Origin of the sequence: Enterococcus sp. 2STP, assembly GCF_032465635.1 — a bacterium.
GTDB classification, from domain to species: domain Bacteria; phylum Bacillota; class Bacilli; order Lactobacillales; family Enterococcaceae; genus Enterococcus_B; species Enterococcus_B lactis.
Genome location: NZ_JAWDJH010000031.1, coordinates 1 through 20,253 on the forward strand (window position 1 = coordinate 1; position 20,253 = coordinate 20,253).

23 protein-coding genes and 1 pseudogene are annotated in these 20,253 nt (G+C 36.5%); all 24 read left to right on the forward strand.

Annotation, left to right across the window (positions count from 1 at the left end; genetic code table 11):
* Positions 1-152: pseudogene (locus RWU19_RS13050) on the forward strand (ArpU family transcriptional regulator); the annotation flags it as partial.
* Positions 153-566: 414 nt separating this feature from the next.
* Positions 567-1,451, forward strand: coding sequence for a TIR domain-containing protein (locus tag RWU19_RS13055; protein ID WP_316002677.1), 885 nt, complete (start codon positions 567-569; stop codon positions 1,449-1,451).
* A gap of 59 nt (positions 1,452-1,510) precedes the next feature.
* A complete protein-coding gene (locus RWU19_RS13060) occupies positions 1,511-1,735 on the forward strand; it encodes a hypothetical protein (protein WP_316002678.1) in 225 nt (74 codons plus the stop codon).
* A gap of 42 nt (positions 1,736-1,777) precedes the next feature.
* Positions 1,778-2,431 (forward strand): phage terminase small subunit, encoded by a 654-nt coding sequence (gene terS / locus RWU19_RS13065; RefSeq protein ID WP_010732306.1) that lies wholly within the window; start codon positions 1,778-1,780, stop codon positions 2,429-2,431.
* On the forward strand, positions 2,424-3,764 hold the full coding sequence (locus RWU19_RS13070; RefSeq protein ID WP_104764046.1) for a PBSX family phage terminase large subunit: 1,341 nt from the start codon (positions 2,424-2,426) through the stop codon (positions 3,762-3,764). Before terS ends, RWU19_RS13070 begins: the two co-directional genes overlap by 8 nt.
* Before the next feature lie 59 nt (positions 3,765-3,823).
* Complete coding sequence (locus RWU19_RS13075; protein ID WP_316002679.1) at positions 3,824-5,305, forward strand: phage portal protein; 1,482 nt, start codon at positions 3,824-3,826, stop codon at positions 5,303-5,305.
* Positions 5,305-5,556 carry a hypothetical protein gene (locus RWU19_RS13080; protein ID WP_104764048.1) on the forward strand — a complete coding sequence of 84 codons (252 nt, stop codon included), beginning with the start codon at positions 5,305-5,307 and terminating at the stop codon, positions 5,554-5,556. Before RWU19_RS13075 ends, RWU19_RS13080 begins: the two co-directional genes overlap by 1 nt.
* Before the next feature lies 1 nt (position 5,557).
* On the forward strand, positions 5,558-6,724 hold the full coding sequence (locus RWU19_RS13085; RefSeq protein ID WP_316002680.1) for a phage minor capsid protein: 1,167 nt from the start codon (positions 5,558-5,560) through the stop codon (positions 6,722-6,724).
* A gap of 110 nt (positions 6,725-6,834) precedes the next feature.
* Positions 6,835-7,449 carry a phage scaffolding protein gene (locus RWU19_RS13090; RefSeq protein ID WP_104764050.1) on the forward strand — a complete coding sequence of 205 codons (615 nt, stop codon included), beginning with the start codon at positions 6,835-6,837 and terminating at the stop codon, positions 7,447-7,449.
* Between the two features lie 19 nt (positions 7,450-7,468).
* The gene (locus RWU19_RS13095) at positions 7,469-8,293 is read left to right on the forward strand and encodes a N4-gp56 family major capsid protein (RefSeq protein ID WP_258080449.1); all 825 of its coding nucleotides are present in this window, start codon (positions 7,469-7,471) and stop codon (positions 8,291-8,293) included.
* 17 nt (positions 8,294-8,310) lie between these two features.
* Positions 8,311-8,559, forward strand: coding sequence for an Ig domain-containing protein (locus tag RWU19_RS13100; protein WP_316002681.1), 249 nt, complete (start codon positions 8,311-8,313; stop codon positions 8,557-8,559).
* Positions 8,560-8,591: 32 nt separating this feature from the next.
* Positions 8,592-8,996 (forward strand): hypothetical protein, encoded by a 405-nt coding sequence (locus RWU19_RS13105; protein WP_104764052.1) that lies wholly within the window; start codon positions 8,592-8,594, stop codon positions 8,994-8,996.
* Positions 8,990-9,331 carry a putative minor capsid protein gene (locus tag RWU19_RS13110; RefSeq protein WP_081156605.1) on the forward strand — a complete coding sequence of 114 codons (342 nt, stop codon included), beginning with the start codon at positions 8,990-8,992 and terminating at the stop codon, positions 9,329-9,331. The genes RWU19_RS13105 and RWU19_RS13110 overlap by 7 nt, the downstream gene beginning before the upstream one ends.
* Positions 9,331-9,657 carry a minor capsid protein gene (locus RWU19_RS13115; protein WP_038398699.1) on the forward strand — a complete coding sequence of 109 codons (327 nt, stop codon included), beginning with the start codon at positions 9,331-9,333 and terminating at the stop codon, positions 9,655-9,657. The genes RWU19_RS13110 and RWU19_RS13115 overlap by 1 nt, the downstream gene beginning before the upstream one ends.
* The gene (locus RWU19_RS13120) at positions 9,657-10,058 is read left to right on the forward strand and encodes a minor capsid protein (RefSeq protein ID WP_316002682.1); all 402 of its coding nucleotides are present in this window, start codon (positions 9,657-9,659) and stop codon (positions 10,056-10,058) included. Before RWU19_RS13115 ends, RWU19_RS13120 begins: the two co-directional genes overlap by 1 nt.
* Positions 10,055-10,513 carry a phage tail tube protein gene (locus RWU19_RS13125; protein ID WP_010732317.1) on the forward strand — a complete coding sequence of 153 codons (459 nt, stop codon included), beginning with the start codon at positions 10,055-10,057 and terminating at the stop codon, positions 10,511-10,513. Before RWU19_RS13120 ends, RWU19_RS13125 begins: the two co-directional genes overlap by 4 nt.
* The gene (locus tag RWU19_RS13130) at positions 10,500-10,853 is read left to right on the forward strand and encodes a fibronectin type III domain-containing protein (RefSeq protein WP_316002690.1); all 354 of its coding nucleotides are present in this window, start codon (positions 10,500-10,502) and stop codon (positions 10,851-10,853) included. Before RWU19_RS13125 ends, RWU19_RS13130 begins: the two co-directional genes overlap by 14 nt.
* Positions 10,854-10,965: 112 nt before the next feature.
* Complete coding sequence (locus RWU19_RS13135; protein WP_002309123.1) at positions 10,966-11,415, forward strand: hypothetical protein; 450 nt, start codon at positions 10,966-10,968, stop codon at positions 11,413-11,415.
* An 8-nt stretch (positions 11,416-11,423) separates the two neighbouring features.
* Positions 11,424-12,005 (forward strand): Gp15 family bacteriophage protein, encoded by a 582-nt coding sequence (locus RWU19_RS13140; protein ID WP_316002683.1) that lies wholly within the window; start codon positions 11,424-11,426, stop codon positions 12,003-12,005.
* The gene (locus tag RWU19_RS13145) at positions 11,998-15,480 is read left to right on the forward strand and encodes a tape measure protein (protein WP_316002684.1); all 3,483 of its coding nucleotides are present in this window, start codon (positions 11,998-12,000) and stop codon (positions 15,478-15,480) included. The genes RWU19_RS13140 and RWU19_RS13145 overlap by 8 nt, the downstream gene beginning before the upstream one ends.
* A gap of 4 nt (positions 15,481-15,484) precedes the next feature.
* Complete coding sequence (locus RWU19_RS13150; RefSeq protein WP_316002685.1) at positions 15,485-16,318, forward strand: phage tail family protein; 834 nt, start codon at positions 15,485-15,487, stop codon at positions 16,316-16,318.
* A gap of 8 nt (positions 16,319-16,326) precedes the next feature.
* A complete protein-coding gene (locus RWU19_RS13155; protein WP_316002686.1) occupies positions 16,327-17,370 on the forward strand; it encodes a phage tail protein in 1,044 nt (347 codons plus the stop codon).
* A complete protein-coding gene (locus RWU19_RS13160; RefSeq protein ID WP_316002687.1) occupies positions 17,370-18,419 on the forward strand; it encodes a hypothetical protein in 1,050 nt (349 codons plus the stop codon). The genes RWU19_RS13155 and RWU19_RS13160 overlap by 1 nt, the downstream gene beginning before the upstream one ends.
* Positions 18,419-20,253: BppU family phage baseplate upper protein (locus RWU19_RS13165; protein ID WP_316032199.1), on the forward strand; the 1,835-nt coding region annotated here is incomplete at its 3' end. The genes RWU19_RS13160 and RWU19_RS13165, both read left to right, overlap by 1 nt.

Consider the following 20,253-nt stretch of genomic DNA (forward strand, 5'->3'; position numbering starts at 1 on the left):
GTAAAAAAATTTTTTATGATCGTTACATCAATGGTCTGTCGATTTATGTAACTGCTCAAAGAAATAATACTAGTGAAGAATCTGTCAAACTAGAATCAAACAAGATTATCATCCAATTTGCTTCAGCATTAGAACTGGTTGCCTTTAAGTAGCCAGTTTTTACCCTTTTTATACCCTTTTATTACCCATTTGGTTTCTTTTTTATACCTTTTTTATACCAATCAATTACCTGTTCAATGATGTATTATGATAGTGTCGAAAGATTAGGAAACAGGATCGACAAAATAAAATGTAAGGGAGGAAATCTCCCTCATCGTTTAATTAAGCTTCGATAGACAGCAGTGAATACTAACAAGGATGTGAACTCAACTCTTGCAGAATTGTTCGTACACTGCTGTCTATCTATTTTTATCAAACATATCTATCAAAAAATATGAAAGATAGCACGTTACTTTTAGACGGAACGTAATATCTCAGAACAAAATTTGTTAATGCTGTCTTTTTGTCATTGCTTTCATTATCTTCAGAATGTATCATTAAATAAAAAATGAAAGTAGAGTGTTCTAATGGATTTATTTCTTAGTTGGTCAGGTGAGAGAAGTAAAGAACTGGCCAGGATTTTTAATAAGTGGGTGAAACAGGTAATACCACAACTGGATGTATATTATTCTCCAGATGATATACAACCAGGAGAAAGATGGAGTGATAGCATAAAGGGTGGTTTAAAAGGGAATCCTATGGGTATATTTTTTGTTGTTGAGGAAAACATCGTGCAACCTTGGTTAAACTTTGAAGCTGGTGCTATATCTAATCAAGTAGGTAATACGAATGTAATACCTCTTTTACATGATATTGAACCATCAAGGATAACAGGTCCATTGACACAATTTCAAGCAATTTCCTATATCAAGGAAGATTTGAAGAGGCTCATTAAATTGATTAACGAAAACATTACCGATGTAAGGAAAATTGATTCAATGCTTTTAAATGAGATTTTCGAAAAATGGTACCCTGACTTTGAAAAACAATATGACAAATTTAAAAAAGAAAATCCAAGTCCTGAAGTTAAAGAAGTTAGCGGTACATTAGATGAGGATGGTCAATTATCGGAAATTTTATCAATTCTGAGATCAATGGAGAGGAATAAAGATAATAATAATCAATCATCGGTGGACATCGTACCTAGATTTGCTTTAAATGATGTTATTTATAATGGGAACTTTAGAAGAAGCGACATGATCGATTATGTTGTTGGACAAAATGCTGGTGATTTATTTATTCATTTTGCGAAAGATTTTAATTCTAATGACATGAATCAAACAAAAAAAATAATTTCTATATTAACTAATGATTTAGGAAGATTACCGACATGTCAAGAAATTGCCGCTGAAACGTCATTTTCAAGTGAGTATTTAGAAAAATATATATGTTACTCAGAACTTCCATTTTAATAAAATCCAAACACCTAATTAGCGTTAGGTGTTTTTCTTTGCATAAAGGAGGCCACACAATGAGAAACTACTGGTATGTATCATTGATCAACGATTATCCAAGATGTAAAGATTGTCGTGATAAAAGAGTTGTTCAATCTGTTCAAATGAAAAGCAAATATTCTGTTATAGAGATGATCAGAGAAGCCGAACCGAATGAAATTGATGCATGCCGTTTAGTCTATTGCGGTCATGGTTTCTATTCAGATAAACACATACAGGAAAATCTTTCAAAGTATGTGTAGATTACAAAACAAATGTTGCAAATAAGCGAGGTGGTGTCACATGTGAAGAAATACGAACTAGCTAAAGATGATTATGAAAAAGGGTTGAAGTATAGAGAAATAGCGGAAAAGTATGGTGTATCCATCAGCACAGTAAAATCGTGGAAGTCACGTTACTGGTCTCGAGAAAAGGTTGCAACCAAGAACGCAACTATTCCGAACAACAAAGGAGCGCCAGAGGACAACAAAAACGCTGTTACCCATGGTCTTTTTGCTAATTGGTTACCCTCTGAAACGTTAGAAATCATGAATGAGGTTGCAACCTCTAAACCTGAGGATATCTTATGGAATAATATCATGATCCAGTACACTGCTATTATCAGAGCACAGAAAATCATGTATGTTTCTGGTTCAGAAGATTTATCAAAAGAAGTTTCTAAGTGGACGTCGAGTGATGCAGGAAGTTCGGAAGAGTACGCTATCCAATATGCTTGGGACAAGCAAGCGAATTTCATGAATGCACAATCAAGGGCTATGAGCACGCTATCCAATTTGATAAAGCAGTTCATCAATATTGCTGACGAAAAAGATGAAAGACGTAAGCAGTTAGAATTGATGGACGCTAGAATTCTAAAAATAAAAGACTCTATTCGTGATAATGGATCTGAGACTAATAATATTACGATTATTGATTCTTGGAGTGATACAGATGACTGAAATCAACATACAAAAAGAAGTTAACCCTCATTTTAAGACGGTTTGGAAATCTAAGAAACCTTACAATGTGTTAAAAGGGGGACGTAACTCTTTTAAATCGTCTGTGATAGCTCTTAAAATTGTTTTAATGATGATTCGTTATGTTATCAAGAATGAACGCGCCAACGTAGTAGTTATACGCAAAGTTGCAAATACTATACGGGACAGCGTGTATCTTAAAATTCAATGGGCATTGAATAAATTCCAAATCACTAATGAATTTACTTGTACAGTTTCGCCGTTCAAAATTACTCATAATAAAACTGGCTCAACTTTTTATTTTTACGGACAAGATGACTTTCAAAAACTGAAATCAAATGACATCGGGAACATTATAGCTGTATGGTATGAAGAGGCAGCGGAATTTAAGGATTCAGAAGAATTTGACCAATCAAACACAACGTTTATGCGTCAGAAACATCCTTTAGCTGAGACGGTTCAATTTTTTTGGAGCTATAATCCTCCGCGCAATCCTTATTCATGGATAAATGAATGGGCGGAGTCTCTAAAAGGGCAATCAGGCTATTTAGTCCATGAATCAAGTTACATGGATGATGAGTTAGGTTTTGTAACTAAGCAAATGCTTGATGAGATTAACCGTATTAAAGAGAACGATTATGACTACTATAGATACCTATATTTAGGTGAGCCAGTTGGACTTGGAACGAATGTTTATAATATTGATTTGTTTCATAGACTAGATGAGTTCCCCTCAGATGATAGAATAGTTTCTTTGTACTATGCAATGGACGTGGGGCATCAGACTTCTGCTACTGTTTGTCTATGCTTTGCACTAACGGCTAAGAACAACGTGATATTAGTGAATATGTACTATTATTCACCGCAAGGAAAAACCGTAAAAAAAGCTCCAAGTGATTTATCGAAGGAGCTACATGAATTTATAGCTAAAACATCAAGGCACGAATTAGTTGGGAATGCGCCAATTCTTAATCGAACCATTGATAGCGCAGAAGGCGGTTTGCGTAATCAATATTTTAAAGACTATGGACAAAGATGGCATCCCGTGGCAAAGAAAAAGAACATAGATATGATTGATTTCGTCCATGATTTATTAGCCCAAGGGCGTTTTTATTATTTAGAGCCAACGCTTATAACAGGACTAAAAAACTGTGACAGCTTGAAACTGTTTATAGAAGAGCATAAACGATATCAGTTTGACGAAAAATATTTGAACTATGATGATCCGAAAGTTATCAAAGAATTTGACCACTCGGTAGATGCTTTCAAATATGCTTGTATAGATAATGCAAGAGATTGGGGCTTAAAAAGGTAGGTGACAGCATGGGATTCATAAATTCTATCAAAAATATGTTCAAGAGAGGAGGCTATATATTGAATGGACAAGTGTTAAATACAATTAATGATCATCCAAAAGTAAATATAGATCCGATTGAATTAAACAGAATTGCGAAAGACTTTAAAGAATATCGAAATGACTATGGAGAAATTTCGTATATCAATTCAAACAACGAAACTAAAAAGCGTAAATACATGGCTTTAAACATGCGAAAACTTACAGCTGAAATGATGGCCAATCTTGTATTCAACGAACAAGTAGAAATCAAAGTTGACGGACCAGATGCAAATAAATTTATTCAACATGTTTTAGAACATAACGATTTTAAAAAGAACATGACGAAATATTTGGAACCGATGTTCGCTACTGGAGGTTTAGCAGTTCGACCATACGTAGATATGTCTACTGGAGAAGTTGAATTTTCTTGGGCATTAGCTAATTCTTTCTACCCTTTAAGGTCAACTTCCAATGCAATTTCAGAGGGAGTTCTGATGTTTAAATCTGTTCAGGTAGAAGGAGATACTACTGTTTACTATACTTTGTTGGAGTTTCATGAATGGGTTAAAGACTCACTGCAAATTACCAATGAGCTGTACCGTTCAGAAGATGAAGCAGTAATAGGAAAACAAGTTCCTTTGGGTTATAAGGGCCAATACAAGGGGATAACTGAGACAGCAATCCTTGCGGAAATGAAAAAACCATTATTAAATTATTTGAAACCAGCAGGCTTTAATAATTTTAGTTTGTATAGTCCTCTAGGGATTGGTATTTGTGATAATGCAGAAAATACACTTAAACAAATCAACGACACCTTCGACCAGTTTAATTGGGAAATAAAAATGGGACAAAGAACAGTAGTTGTTAGTGATCATATTTTAGACTATAGACCAAATGAACAAGGAACATCTTTGCAACCTGTATTCGATCCAGATGTTAATATCTATCGTCCGATGAGAATGGAACAAGATAGTGAAATGATAAAAGACATAACTCGTGACATACGAACAGATCAATACATTTCAGCGATTAATCAGTTTATGAAGACGTTAGAAATGCAGATGCAGTTAAGCATTGGAACATTCAGCTTTGATGGAAAATCAGTAAAAACAGCTACCGAAGTTGCTAGCGAAAATTCATTAACATATCGGACTAGAAATATGCATTGTAATGAGGTTGAAAAATTCATCAAAGGTTTAATTGTTTCAGTTTTAGAACTGGCGAAACGAACTGTTTACAATGGTAATAATCTTTATAGCGGAGAGATACCTAGCTTCGAAGAAATTAGCGTGGACTTCGATGACGGTATTTTTGAAAGTTTAGATCAAAAATTGGAATTCTATAGTAAAGCTAAAACCGCTGGATTGATACCAACAACGGAAGCGTTGAAAGGATTATTTAAATTAACAGATGAAGAAGCCTTGAAGTGGTATCAAAAGATACAACAAGAAGAGTTAGGGTTAGATCCGCAAGAAGCACAAGCGTTTTTGACGAGAAAAGAACTAGGAGATGAGGAATAATGGTTTATAACAACGACATGGCGGAACATATCATTGAGAGACCTCATTTACAAGAGTTTTCCTATTGCTCAAATGGTTTTGAAAAAAATTATAAATCGAGGATTGTTATTAATGGTATCAAAGTTGGAAAATACATTTCTGAAATTGCTATATTAAATACCTCATCAACGGAGTATCCTAGAATAAAAATTAAAGGTATGTTGCATAGACTGGATGAAGAAACCAAACGAAGTTGGGGAATTGAGGGATAAAATGGCTATTACACCTCATCAATTAGATTTATGGTCTTCTAATATGGCCCATCTATATCAATCGTTAGAAGGCGAATTAATACGTATTATCATCAAACGATTGAATAGTGGGCACGATAATATTTTAGATTGGCAAAGAGAAAAACTGCAGCAGTTGCATCTATTTAATAAAGAAACTGCAAAAGTGATTTCTCAAATAACAGGAATTGCTGAATCTGAAATTAAAAGTATGTTTGATAGCTCGGGAGAAAAGATAATCAGAGACTTAGACAAACAACTACCTTACGATCCTAAGCCTTTGCCATCGAACCTAGACAATATCATGAAAGCTTATCATGATCCAGTATGGTCTGACATAAACAATTATGTGAATCAAACGTTACTATCCACCAATTTTGGCTACGGAACAGCTACCACTCAAATGTACACAGAAATAATTAACAAAACGACTGCTGCATTTAACAGCGGTCTTTTTACATTCGATGAAGCACTAGAAAGAACGATTCAAGGATGGGCTCAAAAAGGCATTAAGTCTACTTTTATTGATAAGGGAGGGCATACATGGAGCCTAGAACGGTATGTTAGAACAGTTTTAAAGTCTACCCTATCAAATACCTATGACACATTAAGAAAAGACCGCATGAGCGAGTATAGTGTCCACACAGTGCTAGTCACAAGCCATATGGGAGCAAGGCAAGCATGTTCAAAGATTCAAGGTCATGTGGTTGATTTACGGCCCGTATCTGAATTGCCTCCCAGTTGGAAATATAGAAGTATCTACGACCCCTATTGGCAAGCAGAATATGAAACTGCAGGCGGGCACCGAGGTGTAAATTGCCAACATCTGCATATCCCATTTATTCTTGGTGTCAATACAAATAATCAACCTAAATTCAACGAAAAAGAAAATAAAAAGGTTGCAGAATTAAATAAGAAGCAACGCTACCTAGAACGTCAGGTTGTGAAATATAAAAAGAATAGAATAGTCTCAGAAGCTCTCGAACAAGACGAAAACGCAAAAGAGTGGGCGAAGAAAATTAGAGCCGCACAAAGTCGATTGCGTACTCTAGTTGATTCTAATGAGTATTTGAGTAGAAATTACGCAAGAGAGAAGGTATACACACCTATTAATACCTTACTGAAAGATTTTCACTATGATGATTTTTAAGTCTAATCAACGATTAGGCTTTTTTATTTTACCTAGACCTGCTCGGAAGTCTCTAAAAGACGGCTCGCAGTGGGAGTTGCCACTCTAAAAACACTTAGGAGGAAAAGAAAATGAAAAAAGAAGATCTTATCGCTTTAGGAATTGACGAAGAAATTGCTAAATCAGTTATGGCTTTACATGGGAAAACTGTTACGCAGTTAAATGCTCAAGTAGCCACTGCAGAACAAGAGCGTGATCAGTTCAAAGAACAGATTGTCTCTAACCAGACTGAATTAGACGCACTTAAAGAAGCTGCAAAAGGTAACGAGGGACTGACTCAACAACTTGCAGATTTACAAAGTAAATTTGATGCTGCCAAATCTGAGTCTGAAACAAAACTTGCAGAGCAGCAGAAAGATTTCGCTATCAAGTTAGCTTTAAAAGAAGCGAATGCGCTTGATGAAGAAATTGTGCTTGGTCAACTAGATAAAGACACTATTAAAGTTGTTGACGGCAAATTACAAGGTTTTGAAGAACAATTAAAGGGACTTCAAGAAAGTAAATCATTCTTATTTCAAGAAGCAAAAGACCCTGAACCAACTCCGCCGACACCAACGATTGTTACCCCTGGAAATCCTGCTGGCAGTATAACGCCTAGTTACGATTTAGCTAAAATGTCTTATCAAGAAGTAGCCAAATTAAAACAAGAACAACCAGAAGTATTCAAACAACTTACACAACAGTAAAAGAAAGAAGGAATTTATGATGGCAGACGAAACAACATTATTAGCAAATTTAGTGGATCCTGAGGTCTTAGCGCCTATGATCTCCGCACAATTACCAAAAGCAATTAAATTTAGTGGGATTGCTCCTATTGATACTACTTTAACAGGTCAACCCGGCTCAACGATTACGGTACCTAAATTTAAATATATTGGAGATGCAGTGGATGTTGCTGAAGGGGCTAAAATTGATTACACCAAATTAACAACAGAAACAGCGCAATATACGATTAAAAAAGCTGCAAAAGGAGTACAGATTACTGACGAAGCTGCATTATCAGGCTACGGAGATCCAGTGGGGGAAGCACAAAAACAAATTCGTATGTCTATTGCATCCAAAGTAGATAACGATATTTTAGTAGCTGCACAGGCAGCCACTTTAGAAGTGCAAGCAGAAATCAATTTAGACTTGATTGATACATTAGAAAACACATTTGTAGATGCTCCTGATAATTTTGAGGATGTAGATTCTACCGGCGTTTTGTTTTTATCCTATAAAGATGCGGCTAAACTGCGTAAAGAAGCAGCAACAGCTTGGACCCGTGCATCGGAATTAGGTGATAATATTTTAGTTTCTGGAGCATTTGGAGAAGTGTTAGGTTGGGAAATTGTCCGGACGCAAAAACTCACTGAAGGTAACGGAATTGCTGTTAAATCTGGAGCTTTAAAAACATTTATGAAACGTAGTATCTTAGCTGAAAGTGCTCGTGACATTGACCATAAATTAACCAAGTTTAACGCAGACCAACACTATAGTGTTGCGTTAGTTGATGAATCACGAGTAGTAAAAATTTCCCCAAAAGCGTAGCCCCTTCAAGTGTTACGTTGAACAAAACAACTCTAACGCTTGAAGTAGGGGCGACTGAAACGTTAACAGCAACTGTTTCGCCTGAAAATGCAGCTGATAAATCTGTTCAGTTTTCTTCTAGCAATACAGCAATTGCTACTGTAACTCCTGTACAAGGAAAAGTCACAGGTGTTGCCAAAGGAACAGCTTCAATTACTGCGACAACAGTAAATGGTAAAACAGCGACATGCGAAGTTACTGTAACAGAAGCAGGAGGAGGGGCATAGTTCCCTCTTCTTTTAATAAGGAGGGATATTATATGCCTTATATTGCATTTGAAGAATTCAAAGATCTTACTGGGAAAACAGATGACTTTAAAGCTGCTTTCGAAAAGCATTTGTCAAAAGCAACTGCTGTTCTAGATAGCATCACTAACTATTTTTATCAATTTAATAAAATTGAGGAAGATCCAATTGGTTTTCGTGTAAAACAATTTAAGCTAGCTTTATGTTCACAAATTATATATTTCGATGAAGTTGGAGCAGATACTTATGAAAGTATCAATAATACACCACAAAGCTTTTCTGCTGGTAGAACAAGTATCTCAAACTCTAGTAGATATAATCCTTCAGGAAAAAATGAGAGTAAATCACTTGTTGCTGAGGATATCTATATTTATTTAGAAGGAACGGGTTTGTTATATCGAGGTGTGCCATCATGGTGATGCCAAAACCTCCAGTACAATTTCTAGTGGATTCTTTTATTTATCGAGAATATTTAGGAGAAGGGGACTATAACAAACCTGTTTATGGAGATTATGTAACTATAGAAAATTGTCGGATTGACCGAGGAAGTCAGTATTCTTTTTCACCAAGTGGCAAGCAGTTGCTCTATAATGCAGTAATTTTTTGTTATAAGACTTTAACTACCCCTTTACCGAATTTCAAAGAACAATCATTAGTTATTTATGATGGTAAAGAACATGTCATCACTAAAATCGATACAATTACAGAAGCGTATTCAGATGCTATCTATTCATACGAATTAGAGGTGATTTGATGGGTATTAAAGTTAATCTTGATGGAGTTAGAGCTAAAGTCAGCCCACAGGCTATGAAGCGAGGGAGATACGCATTAGCCAACCAAGCAATGGCTGACATGAACTCATTTGTACCTAAAAAGAATAATATCCTTCGCCAAAGTGCGCATATCAAAAGTGACGGCAGCGCTATTCTGTATGAAACGAAATACGCAAGGAGACAGTTCTATCTAAATGGAAAAAAATATACTACTCCAGGAACAGGTCCAAGATGGGATCTTAAAGCAAAATCACTGTATATGCCTTCTTGGAAAAAAGCGTATCTGAAAGGAGCTGGTATCCAATAATGGATTTTATCGATCGGATAAAAGATAAGATTAATAGTATTCCAGAACTGCCATTAAAAATAAAAAAAGGATATCTTTCTGCTGAAGAAAGCTTAGTAATTTATCCATTACCAGGCGGGCAAAACCTTGTGGAATACTATGACGGTATTAAAGATGTACAACTAAATTTTGAAATTGCGATGAAGTCAAAAGACGGTTCTAAAGTTGAACAAACACTTTGGCTTATCTCAGATATGTTAGAACGTGTAGAAGATGTTACTAGTTCTAATAAATCATTTGAATTTGACGATTTAACTATAACGAGCAAACCATTCATCAATGACGCTGATGAACAAGGTTGGTTCGTTTTTTTATTAGATTTTCAAACAAAATTAACTACTTTTGAGGGGGAAAATAAATGAGACGCAAAAATGCCTTACAAAGCTATTTTATTCAATTAATTACAACTACTAATGCTGATACACCAAGCGAAGACGGCTGGTTGGAGTTAGCAAAGTGGATTTCCAACGTTGATGATAATTCGAATGAAGAATCTGAAACTACTGGCTACTATGATGGGAACGGCGAAGGGGAGACAGACGTTACTTCTCATCAGTTAGGTTATTCATTTACAGGTTTATACGATGAAGATGATGCTGCGATGGCGGCTATTGAGGGTATGATTGGAAAATCAGGAGATGCTCGGAAAGTGTGGTTCAAAGTAGTATCTGCATCTGGTAAAAAACAACGTATTGGTAAAGCAACAGTAACAGAGCCAGTTGCTCAAGTCGGCGATGCTACTGCATACGGTGATTTCTCATGCGGTATCGCATTTGATAGCACACCAGAAGCAGAAGACGTTCCTGTTACACCCTAATGCACCCCAGAACGTAACTGGGGTTCTTAATGATGATGGATCACTTTCTCTTTCTTGGAATGCCGTACCAAAAGCACAGGCTTATGTTATTCACTATAGCAATGCCAATGAATCTGATCCTCATGATGCGAAGTTTATGGGGTATTCAGAAACAACCTCATGGACGTTAGCGGCTAAAGATGTCCCTACCTTAAATTCGGGAGAAAAGCTTTATCTGTATGTGCAAACATTCAATGTTAAAGGCAGAGGGGCAACTGATATCGAAAAAGCGGCCTATCTAAATGAACATGAGCTAGGATCAGCATGGTCTGATCCAATGATATTGACGAAAACTCCCTGAGGTGCCCCAAAACCTGACAAAGACGATAAAGAACTAGATCAAGCAGATGTACCAATCAAACAGGAAGAATGAATGATGGGATGGGTTACTCCATCCCTTTTAGGAGGATAACATGACTAACAAATTATCATTTCAAATAGAGAAAAAAGGTTTTCCTATCAATATTGGAGAAGTAGAGTTCTTTTTCGGTACTACTCCAGAAGAATTGACACGTTTTTTTGATACCCAAGCTGAATTTGAGGAACAGGTTAAGGAACTCAAACAACAACTTAAACAAATCAAGAATATCGAACAACCAGAAAAGGAAGATGCTATTAAGATTATTGATCTAACAAAAAGTTTAGCTAAAGCAGAATATGATTCGTTGCTTGGTAAAGGATCATTTGAAAAAATTTATTCTGTTTATCGTGATGTTGAGCAATTAATAGACTTGTTTGATCCGATTTCTTTTGAAGTTGCGGAAGCAATTGAAAAAGAAGCTTTGAAACGTAAAGATACTCTTTCTAAGAAGAAAGCCGATTTATTGAAAAAGAAAGCATTGAAAAATAAGAAAAAGAAGTAGGTGATTAAATGCGGTTAAATGACCCGTTAGTCACTTCGATAGAGTTTGATGGTACAGAATTACCTATCGATTTAACATTTGATAATGTACTAGATGTTTTTGATATTTTGGAAGATAGTGATTTGTTTCCAGAAGAAAAAGTGAATATGTGTTTAGAACTGTTGATTGGTGACTTTGAAAAATTTTTTCAAGGCTCGTCTGAACAACAGTTTTTATTGTTTAACCACATTTTAGAAAATTATATTTCTGTAGGAGATAGCGATGGTGTTGAAACTGATCGTTTAGGCAATCCTATGCCTAATGCAGTTAAAGAAAAAAAGACCATCAGCCTAGTCCATGATGCTAAATACATCTATGCATCGTTCAGACAAATTGGCATCAATCTATTTGAAGAGCAAGGACGGATGATGTGGGAGGAATTCCAAGCGCTGCTTGAGAGTTTGCCAGATGACACCATTCTTGCTCGAATCATCCAGATTAGGACATGGGAACTGAGCAAAGGAGAATCAGCTAAAGAAAAAGAACGCATGAGAAAGCTACAACAAAAATATGCATTGCCTGATTCGGAGGTAGGTGAAGACGATGGCTGATGGACAGGTTGTAATTGATGTAGACGTTAATGGTAAAGATGTTGCAAAACTAAATAATCAACTTGACCAATTAGAAGATAGTAGCACTAAAGCTGGGTTTTCTATAAAAAACTTAGTTGTTTCCTTAGGCCTCGTTAAAGTTGCAGCGGCTGCTTTTAATGTTTTAAAGAATTCGCTAGATTCCGCAATTAGCCGTTTCGATACTATGCAAAAATTCCCTAAAGTAATGAAAGCTTTAGGTTTTAGTGCAGAGGACTCTCAGAAATCCATTAACAAATTATCCGATGGAATTGATGGTTTGCCAACGAAATTAGATGATGTTGTAGCAAGTACACAGCAAATGACAGCAATCACTGGAGATTTAGATAGATCCACAGACACTGTTTTAGCATTAAACAATGCATTTCTTGCGTCTGGCGCTTCAACAGAAGATGCCAGTCGAGGTATGCAACAGTATAACCAGATGCTTTCGACTGGGCAAGTCGACTTAGAGAGCTGGAAAACTTTACAAGAAACCATGCCCCTTGCTTTGCAAAAAACAGCTGAAGCAATGGGATTTGTTGGGAAATCAGCTCAAAGAGATCTCTATAATGCGCTTAAAGAAGGAACAGTAACATTTGATCAATTCCAAGATAAACTGATTGAGCTAGGAACTGGAACAGGAATGTTGGCAACCTTGGCAAAGGAGAATTCCCTGGGGATCGCTACTTCATTCGGAAATCTAAGTAATGCTGTTTCTAAAGGTGTAGCTAATCTTATTACTAAGTTTGATGAACTGGTGCAGAAACTTACTGGTAAAACGATTGCTCAAAATATTGATAGTATGAAATCTATTATTAATAAATCATTTGAAGAAATGTCAAAAGTAATGGACATATTGATAGATAATACTGATGATATGATTTCTGCTTTTAAAGGCCTATTAGACATTGTGGAATTGTTAGCTCCAGCTTTTATTGCAGCCACTGGAGCGTATGTAGGCTTCAAAACAGCATTAGCTCTAGGTACATTAATAAGTTTTGTAGGAAAAATCTATGGAGTGATAACGGCCCTAGGTAGTATGGTCAGCATGTTTGGAGTATCTGGAACAGCTTACGCATTGTTATCTGCTGTTATTCCAGCTGGTCTGACGGTATTTCAACTACTTTCAGGTGTTGTAGGAGCAGCAGTTGCAGCTTTCATCTATTTTTATAAAACAAGTGAAACGTTTCGAAATGGCATAAATAAAACTATTGAAGTTGTAAAATCTGGACTGATTAAGTCATTTGAATATCTAAAAGGAGTCTTTATTTCTATATTACCTACACTTCAAAAAGTAGCTGATACAGTAGGAAACTATCTTGTCAAAGGATTTCAAAAAGTTGTCGAAGTCGGATCAGCAATTGCTTCAGTAGCGGTACCAGCTTTTTTTAATTTTGTTGATGCAGTAAAAAGAATTGTTTCTTCTGGCATAGAAAGATTTGGCTCTACTCTTTCGCAAATAGGCTCTGTATTGTCAGGGATTTTTTCTTCTGGTATAGAATTGGCAGGTAATCTGCTGGAAAAATTTGGAGGAGCTTTTGGTAAAGTCGGCGGAGCAGTTTCTCTAGTTATCGGCATTTTGACTAAAGTAGCAATAGCAGCACTAGGGCTTACTGGTCCATTCGGATTAGCAGTTTCTTTAATTATTTCATTTATATCTGCGTGGGCTAAAACTGGCGATTTTAGTGCAGATGGAATCACAAAAGTGTTTGATCAATTAAGTGAAACAATTAGCAACGTGGCAGATTCTATCTCTCGATATCTCCCGCAAATTATCGAAAGTATTACTTCTGTGATTACAAGTATTGTCGACAAAATAGTTGAAATGTTACCGCAACTAACAGAGATAGCTATACAGCTCATTCAAACATTGACGGATGCAATTGTTACTTATTTGCCTAAATTGGTTGAAATAGCCACGAAAATAATAACTACTATTGTACAAGGCATTTCATTAGCTCTTCCTGCACTGCTGTTGGCTGCAACAGAGATAATTACAAAACTCATTTCTGCTTTTGCTGAGCTTCTACCAAAAATTATTGAAGTTGGCACAAATTTGTTAACTATGCTTATTCAAGGGGTCGTAGCAACACTACCTACGATAATTGAAGTTGTCATTCAGATTATTAATACACTGATTGATGGGTTCTTAACGGTACTACCTATGCTTTTAGAAGTTGGATTACAAATCATTACTTCTCTCGTGAATGCGATAATAACTGCATTGCCTCAACTTGTTGAAGCATCTACCGTTATCGTTACTACTTTGCTAACAACAATTATTGAAGCTTTACCGACATTAATTTCTGCAGGAATACAAATGTTAATGGCGCTTATCGGAGGTATAATTTCTATTCTTCCGTTGTTAATAAATGCTGCTATCCAAATCACAATGGCTTTGATTAGTGCATTAATCAGTGCACTTCCGCAAATTATTGCTGCTGGCATTCAGCTGTTATTAGCATTAATACAAGGAATAATCTCGATATTACCACAGTTGGTTGCAGCGGCAATTCAAATCACTATTGCCCTAGTTAATGCGTTGATTAGTGCATTGCCTCAATTGATATCAGCGGGTATTAAATTGATTGTTGCGTTGGTAGATGGAGTGATCTCAGTACTTCCTCAATTAGTATCAGCTGCTATTCAATTAATGGCTGCTTTGTTCAAAGCTTTAGTAAGTGCTATACCACAACTTTTATCAGCTGGTGTTCAATTGATCAACGCACTTATTAGAGGAATCTTGAGCTTATTGGGACAATTATTATCAGCTGGAGCGAGATTAATTACTGGATTATTGAGTACTATAGCTCAGTTTCTTGGACAAATGGTGAATGCTGGAGCCAATTTAATTAGAAACTTAGTTTCTGGGATTCTTAGTGTGATAGGGTCAGTAACCAGTGCAGTATCTAATATAGGAAACTCTATAATAGATACTTTGAGTGGGATTGATTTATTTGAAATTGGTTCAAACATCATACAAGGATTAATTAACGGTATCGGTTCAATGGTTGGAGCAGTTGCTTCTAAAATTTCTGAAGTAGCTGGAAACATTAAAGACAAAATAACTGGCGCGCTTGGAATTCATTCTCCATCACGTTGGATGAGAGATTACGTTGGTAAGTTTATCCCTCAAGGAATAGCTGTAGGTATCGAAGCAGATGCGAAATCTGCATATTCAGCAATGAATAAGCTTTCTAATGGTTTGATGAATTCTATCACGCCAGAATCAGCTCTTGGCACTTCAAGGATGGGGATGGCATCTGTTGGATCACAGATAGTTAATAATACCTACAACAATCAGAAGCAATTTGATGTTGAAAAGCTTGCACAAGTAATTGCAAAACAACCAGTACGGGTCTCAAGTTATTTGGATGGAACTTTAGTAGGGGATAATATGGATCAACGTTTTGGAAAAGTATTGAATCGTAGATCGTACATGAGAGGAGGATAGTTTAATGAATGAGAAAACTCGTGTATATCTTGCATTTTCTGATGAAATTGTCGAATTGACAAATAATTCTTATCTGAGATTGATTGACATTAATATAGGTATGCCAGTGGCAAAAAATGAGTTTGTTGAATTTTCTGGCACGAATGGAAAGCGTCTTTCGAACAGCTCGTTTGACGCTTTTCCTATTACTCTCTCATTTGATATTCGAAGTAGAGAGCAATCAATGTTTGACTTAGTTTTACAAAAGACGGAACTCCGCGAATTGTTTACTAGAGAACCAGAATTTTATCTAATTTACAGCAAAGAACCAGGCAAAAAATATCGAGTAGTTTATGATTCTATTGACGACGAAAGAAAAGGCACAATTTACACAAGATATACTGTAAATCTGGGAGCTATCAGAGGATATTCTGAATCAATCGCAACCACTTTAACGGATTTCAATCTAGAAGAAGAATGGCAGTTCTCGCAAGGTCTAGTGGCGGAAGATTACAAGTACACGCATCAGACTAGTCACTTCATTATTTACAATGCTGGAAGCTTTGAAATTGATCCACGTGAACATTATCTGCGGATCGCATTAGAAGGAGAATCAGAAGGAAATGTGACGATTTTCAATAAAACAACTGGCGATCGATTTATTTACTATCCATCACTTTCTACGAATCTCGGACAGACATTAGTCTTGGATGGCGTGATTCCAAAATTGAACGGTGTAAGTTGTGGGATCAATACGAATCATGGCCTAATCAATTTGGTTGAGGGAGCCAATGAAATCGAGATCCAAAATATTACTCGCGTGAAATCTTCATGGGATTTCCGTTTCTTATATAAGTAGGTGATTGAGTGACTGATTTAATTATTCGAAATTATGAACAAACCAAAGAAGAAATCCTTGTCGGTTATGACAAGGGTTCTTTTTATGAAAACTGGCAACAAAATGAAACGTGGGAGATTGGCTTTACCGTTACCAGCAATTCGTTGAATCAAGAAGTATTTGATTTAGTTGAATACGAGTCTTCTGTTTTCTACAACGGACAGGAATTTATAATCAAAGAAATGACTCGCAAAGCACTTGGACAGTTGTTGACGAAACAAGTGGTTGCGACACATATCTATTACACGGTTCAAGATGGCTATCAGTACGATACAGTAACTGGTGCGAGATCTATTAGCCAGTTACTCACGCATATATTTAGTGCAGGGAGTCGTGGCTTTTCATGGGAAGTCATTGATCCAAACAAGAAATTCCTTACAGTCGAACAAGAAAACTTTGGTAATGCGAATTACTTGAAGCTGATCAATGAGATTCTGTCTGACTATAATGCAGTTGTGATTCCGAATAATAAACATCTAACTTTCTATCCTGCCAGTGAGTACGGCCAGCGGACGGAAGAACAGATTCGCTATAAATACAATACAGATGAAGTGTCATTCGATATTGATACGTACAGTCTAAAGACACAAATCAAAGGCTATGGAAAATTGAAGGATGGTGCAAATACTGAGAATCCTAAAGATAGTGACTATAGATTTACTCCTATCACTTACACAAGTCCTGAATCACAGAAGTGGGGAATCAGGATACAAGATCCTGTTAAAGATGAACGGTATACTGTATCAGGAAACATGCTCGAGCGGTTAAAGACAGACTTGCAAGATTATCCAAGTATTTCGGGATCCGTAACCTTAAAATGGAAAATCAGTCCCAACAAAGGTGACCATGTCCCATTCATTTATGAACCTTTGAATATCAATACGTACATTCAAGTGGTAGGAATCAAGACGTATCCAGCGATACCAAATAAGCCACCAGAAATCACATTGAGCAACACAAAGAAAACAATGACGTCAATACTCGCTGAAATGGCACAGAAAGGAGTGATTTGATGGGGTTATTAAAATTAATCAGTAACCGTATCTCTACGGAATGGAAAGAGAAATTTAATAAAAACATTGATTACCTCAATGATCTTGAAAAGAAACTATCTGATCAAGACAAAACAACGAACAGTCGTATTGATAATCTCGTAATCAACTCGGGCGGTGATTCACCAAACGAAGTAGTGGATGCACGGGTAAACAATAGAGGAGAAACCTTTCCTACGTTACACGGCAGATTGGTAGAACATGAAAACCTGACAGATGAACAAATTAGTGAATTAATTACAAATGCCGCTAGTCAAAAAGCACAAGTGGAGCAATTAAACAAAGCAGTCCAACAAATCATTGGAGGGTATAACGAACCTATCAATATTTATGTTTCAAAAAATGGAAACGATCAGACTGGAGATGGATCCCAAGAGAAACCATTTCTCACGATTCAAACTGCAGTTAATTCAGTTCCGCTCATTACTACATCATCTGTCACCATCTGGATTAGCGATGGGGTGTATTTGGAAGATGTATTTGTCAATGGTTTAACATTTAGAACGTTTGTCATACGTCCTCTAAATGATACTAGCATGTTAGACCCTCAAGTGTCTGATTGTCCAGTTAAAGTTAGAAGTATTATGTTCGCAACATGTACTGGCTATTGTCAAATCGTTGGAATGCAGATCGTTGACACTGCAAATTCTCCTCTCTTTCAAGGAAGACAGTATGGAATTGTCAATGAACAGAGTGGCTATATGGCTATTAGTCAGTGTAAATTTGCGGAGAATACTAAATCATTGGCATATAACGCTGTATACGTAGGTGGGACTTCTAAGATGAATATGTATGGTTCAACAACATTCATTAATCAAGACATAGCTGTGCAAGTTCGTTTGCTATCAGAGTTTAGCGTGGGCGACTTGAAAGGTTCAGGCAATAGCATTGGGGTGTACGTTGATGCAGCAACTGCTAGATATGCCAAGCCAGCTGCAGGATTTGCAACAACTGAAAATAAAATTATCGGCAGAGGTTTGATTATCAACAATGGGCAGGTGTTAAGTTGATGGTTTATAAAATGAATGAATCGATCATTGTGATCCAAGCGGAAGCAATTAAGCCCAATGATACGAATGTTGTTTTTTGGTCGCATGATCGAGGAACGGCTAAGCTTCGAATGAAGTTAGTTCGGAAAAACGGCATCCCTCAAAGCTTACCCGAAGGAACTACGGTTCCTATTCGTCTGATATTTAAATCTGCAACAGCAGAAGACGGATATGGAAAACATGACTATCTTGCCACCATTGAAGATCGTGTGAATGGCATTGTGTCTATCGTATTAGAAGATAATATTTTAGGATATGTCGGAAAAGTAGAAGGTAGCGTATATATTGATTTCCCAAACGACCGCTCGTTAGATACAGCTGGTCGTTTTACTTTTGACATCAAACGCAGTCCAATCGATGATAGTACGCCAGAATTGGAAGATTATTATTTCAATGGTTTCAGTCAGACCATTGATAAAATCGAGAAAATTCTAGCTGATGGAAAGCAAGAGATTGATCAGAAAATTGCGGAATCTGAAACGCAGATTGATGCGAAACTGAAAGACACAAACGACAAAATCACGAAAGCCAATCAAGATGTCGCAACTCTCAATACTAATATTGATAAGGCAAATGATCGTATTGATCAAACGAATCAGCAAATCGGCGATCTCGGCAAGTTGAAGAAAATGTACAGCAATAGCATCGACTTCGGGGACTATGATTATAGTGGGAATCCGAATTTAATAATACCGTTAAAAGCTAGTAATTTTTATACGCAGTCTGGTGTTACTGTGGAAGATGCTGGGAATGCCTTAAAAGTAACTTTCACTAAAACTGATGGGGCTGCTTTTTTAGAATCTATGAAAAATATTCCAGCTTTATTACCAAATACTCAATATACATTAAGTGCAGATGTTACCGTTTCTGAGGGATACACAGGAAAACTAGAAAATTTAAGGTTAGGTTATAGGAAAAGTCCTAACGGAACGATTATATTACCGTTAACAGGTAAAGATGCTTCTGTTGGTCAGAAGACTAGAATATATACAACAGCCAATTCTAGCGCTGCAACAGACCCATCAAAGTTTGATAGAATGTACTTCACAATTAATACAACATCAACAGAACCATTTGTTGGAACGGTTTTAATCGAAAATATTAAAGTTGAGCAAGGAACAAACGCTACACCATACCAGCCCAACTTACTAGATGACCCTTACTGGCTAGGTAAAGCGCCTTTGGGTGAGAATATCGCAAACAAAGATGTTCAGTTTCCTATTACTACAACTGAATACTCTGTTTATTCAAAAGCCAATGTAGAAGACTACAAAGTTAACCAGAAATATGTGTTAACTATGAAAGCAACCAAGCCAGCAACTCAGCGATTTATAGCATATCTAAACGGCGGTACAATTAAAGCTACTGATTTGTATCCAGTTGAAGGATTAATAGATACATGGCAAGGAGAGTTCACAGTAACACAGGCTAGCATAGACGCAGGCGCACTACGAACTCTAGCTGTATATCAGTTTCCAAGTGAAACAAAAGGTACTGTAAAAATAGACTGGCTCAAGATTGAAAAAGGAGACACCAGAACACCTAATATTAGTGAATATAAATACTTTGGTGAAGGATTGAAAGACAGTAATAATCCGAACGACTATAGTTGGGATGTCACATCTGAATATACTGAAAAAGGCTTGAATGATTCTGTGAGCTTAACCAAGCCACAATCTGTAGATGGAACTAAGAACTTTTTAGAAACGCCCATGGTAAACCAAATACCAGTATTGGTTGATAACGCACTTCCGTTTGAAGCCTGGTATGGAACTGGTAAAGAGTTAACGAAGAT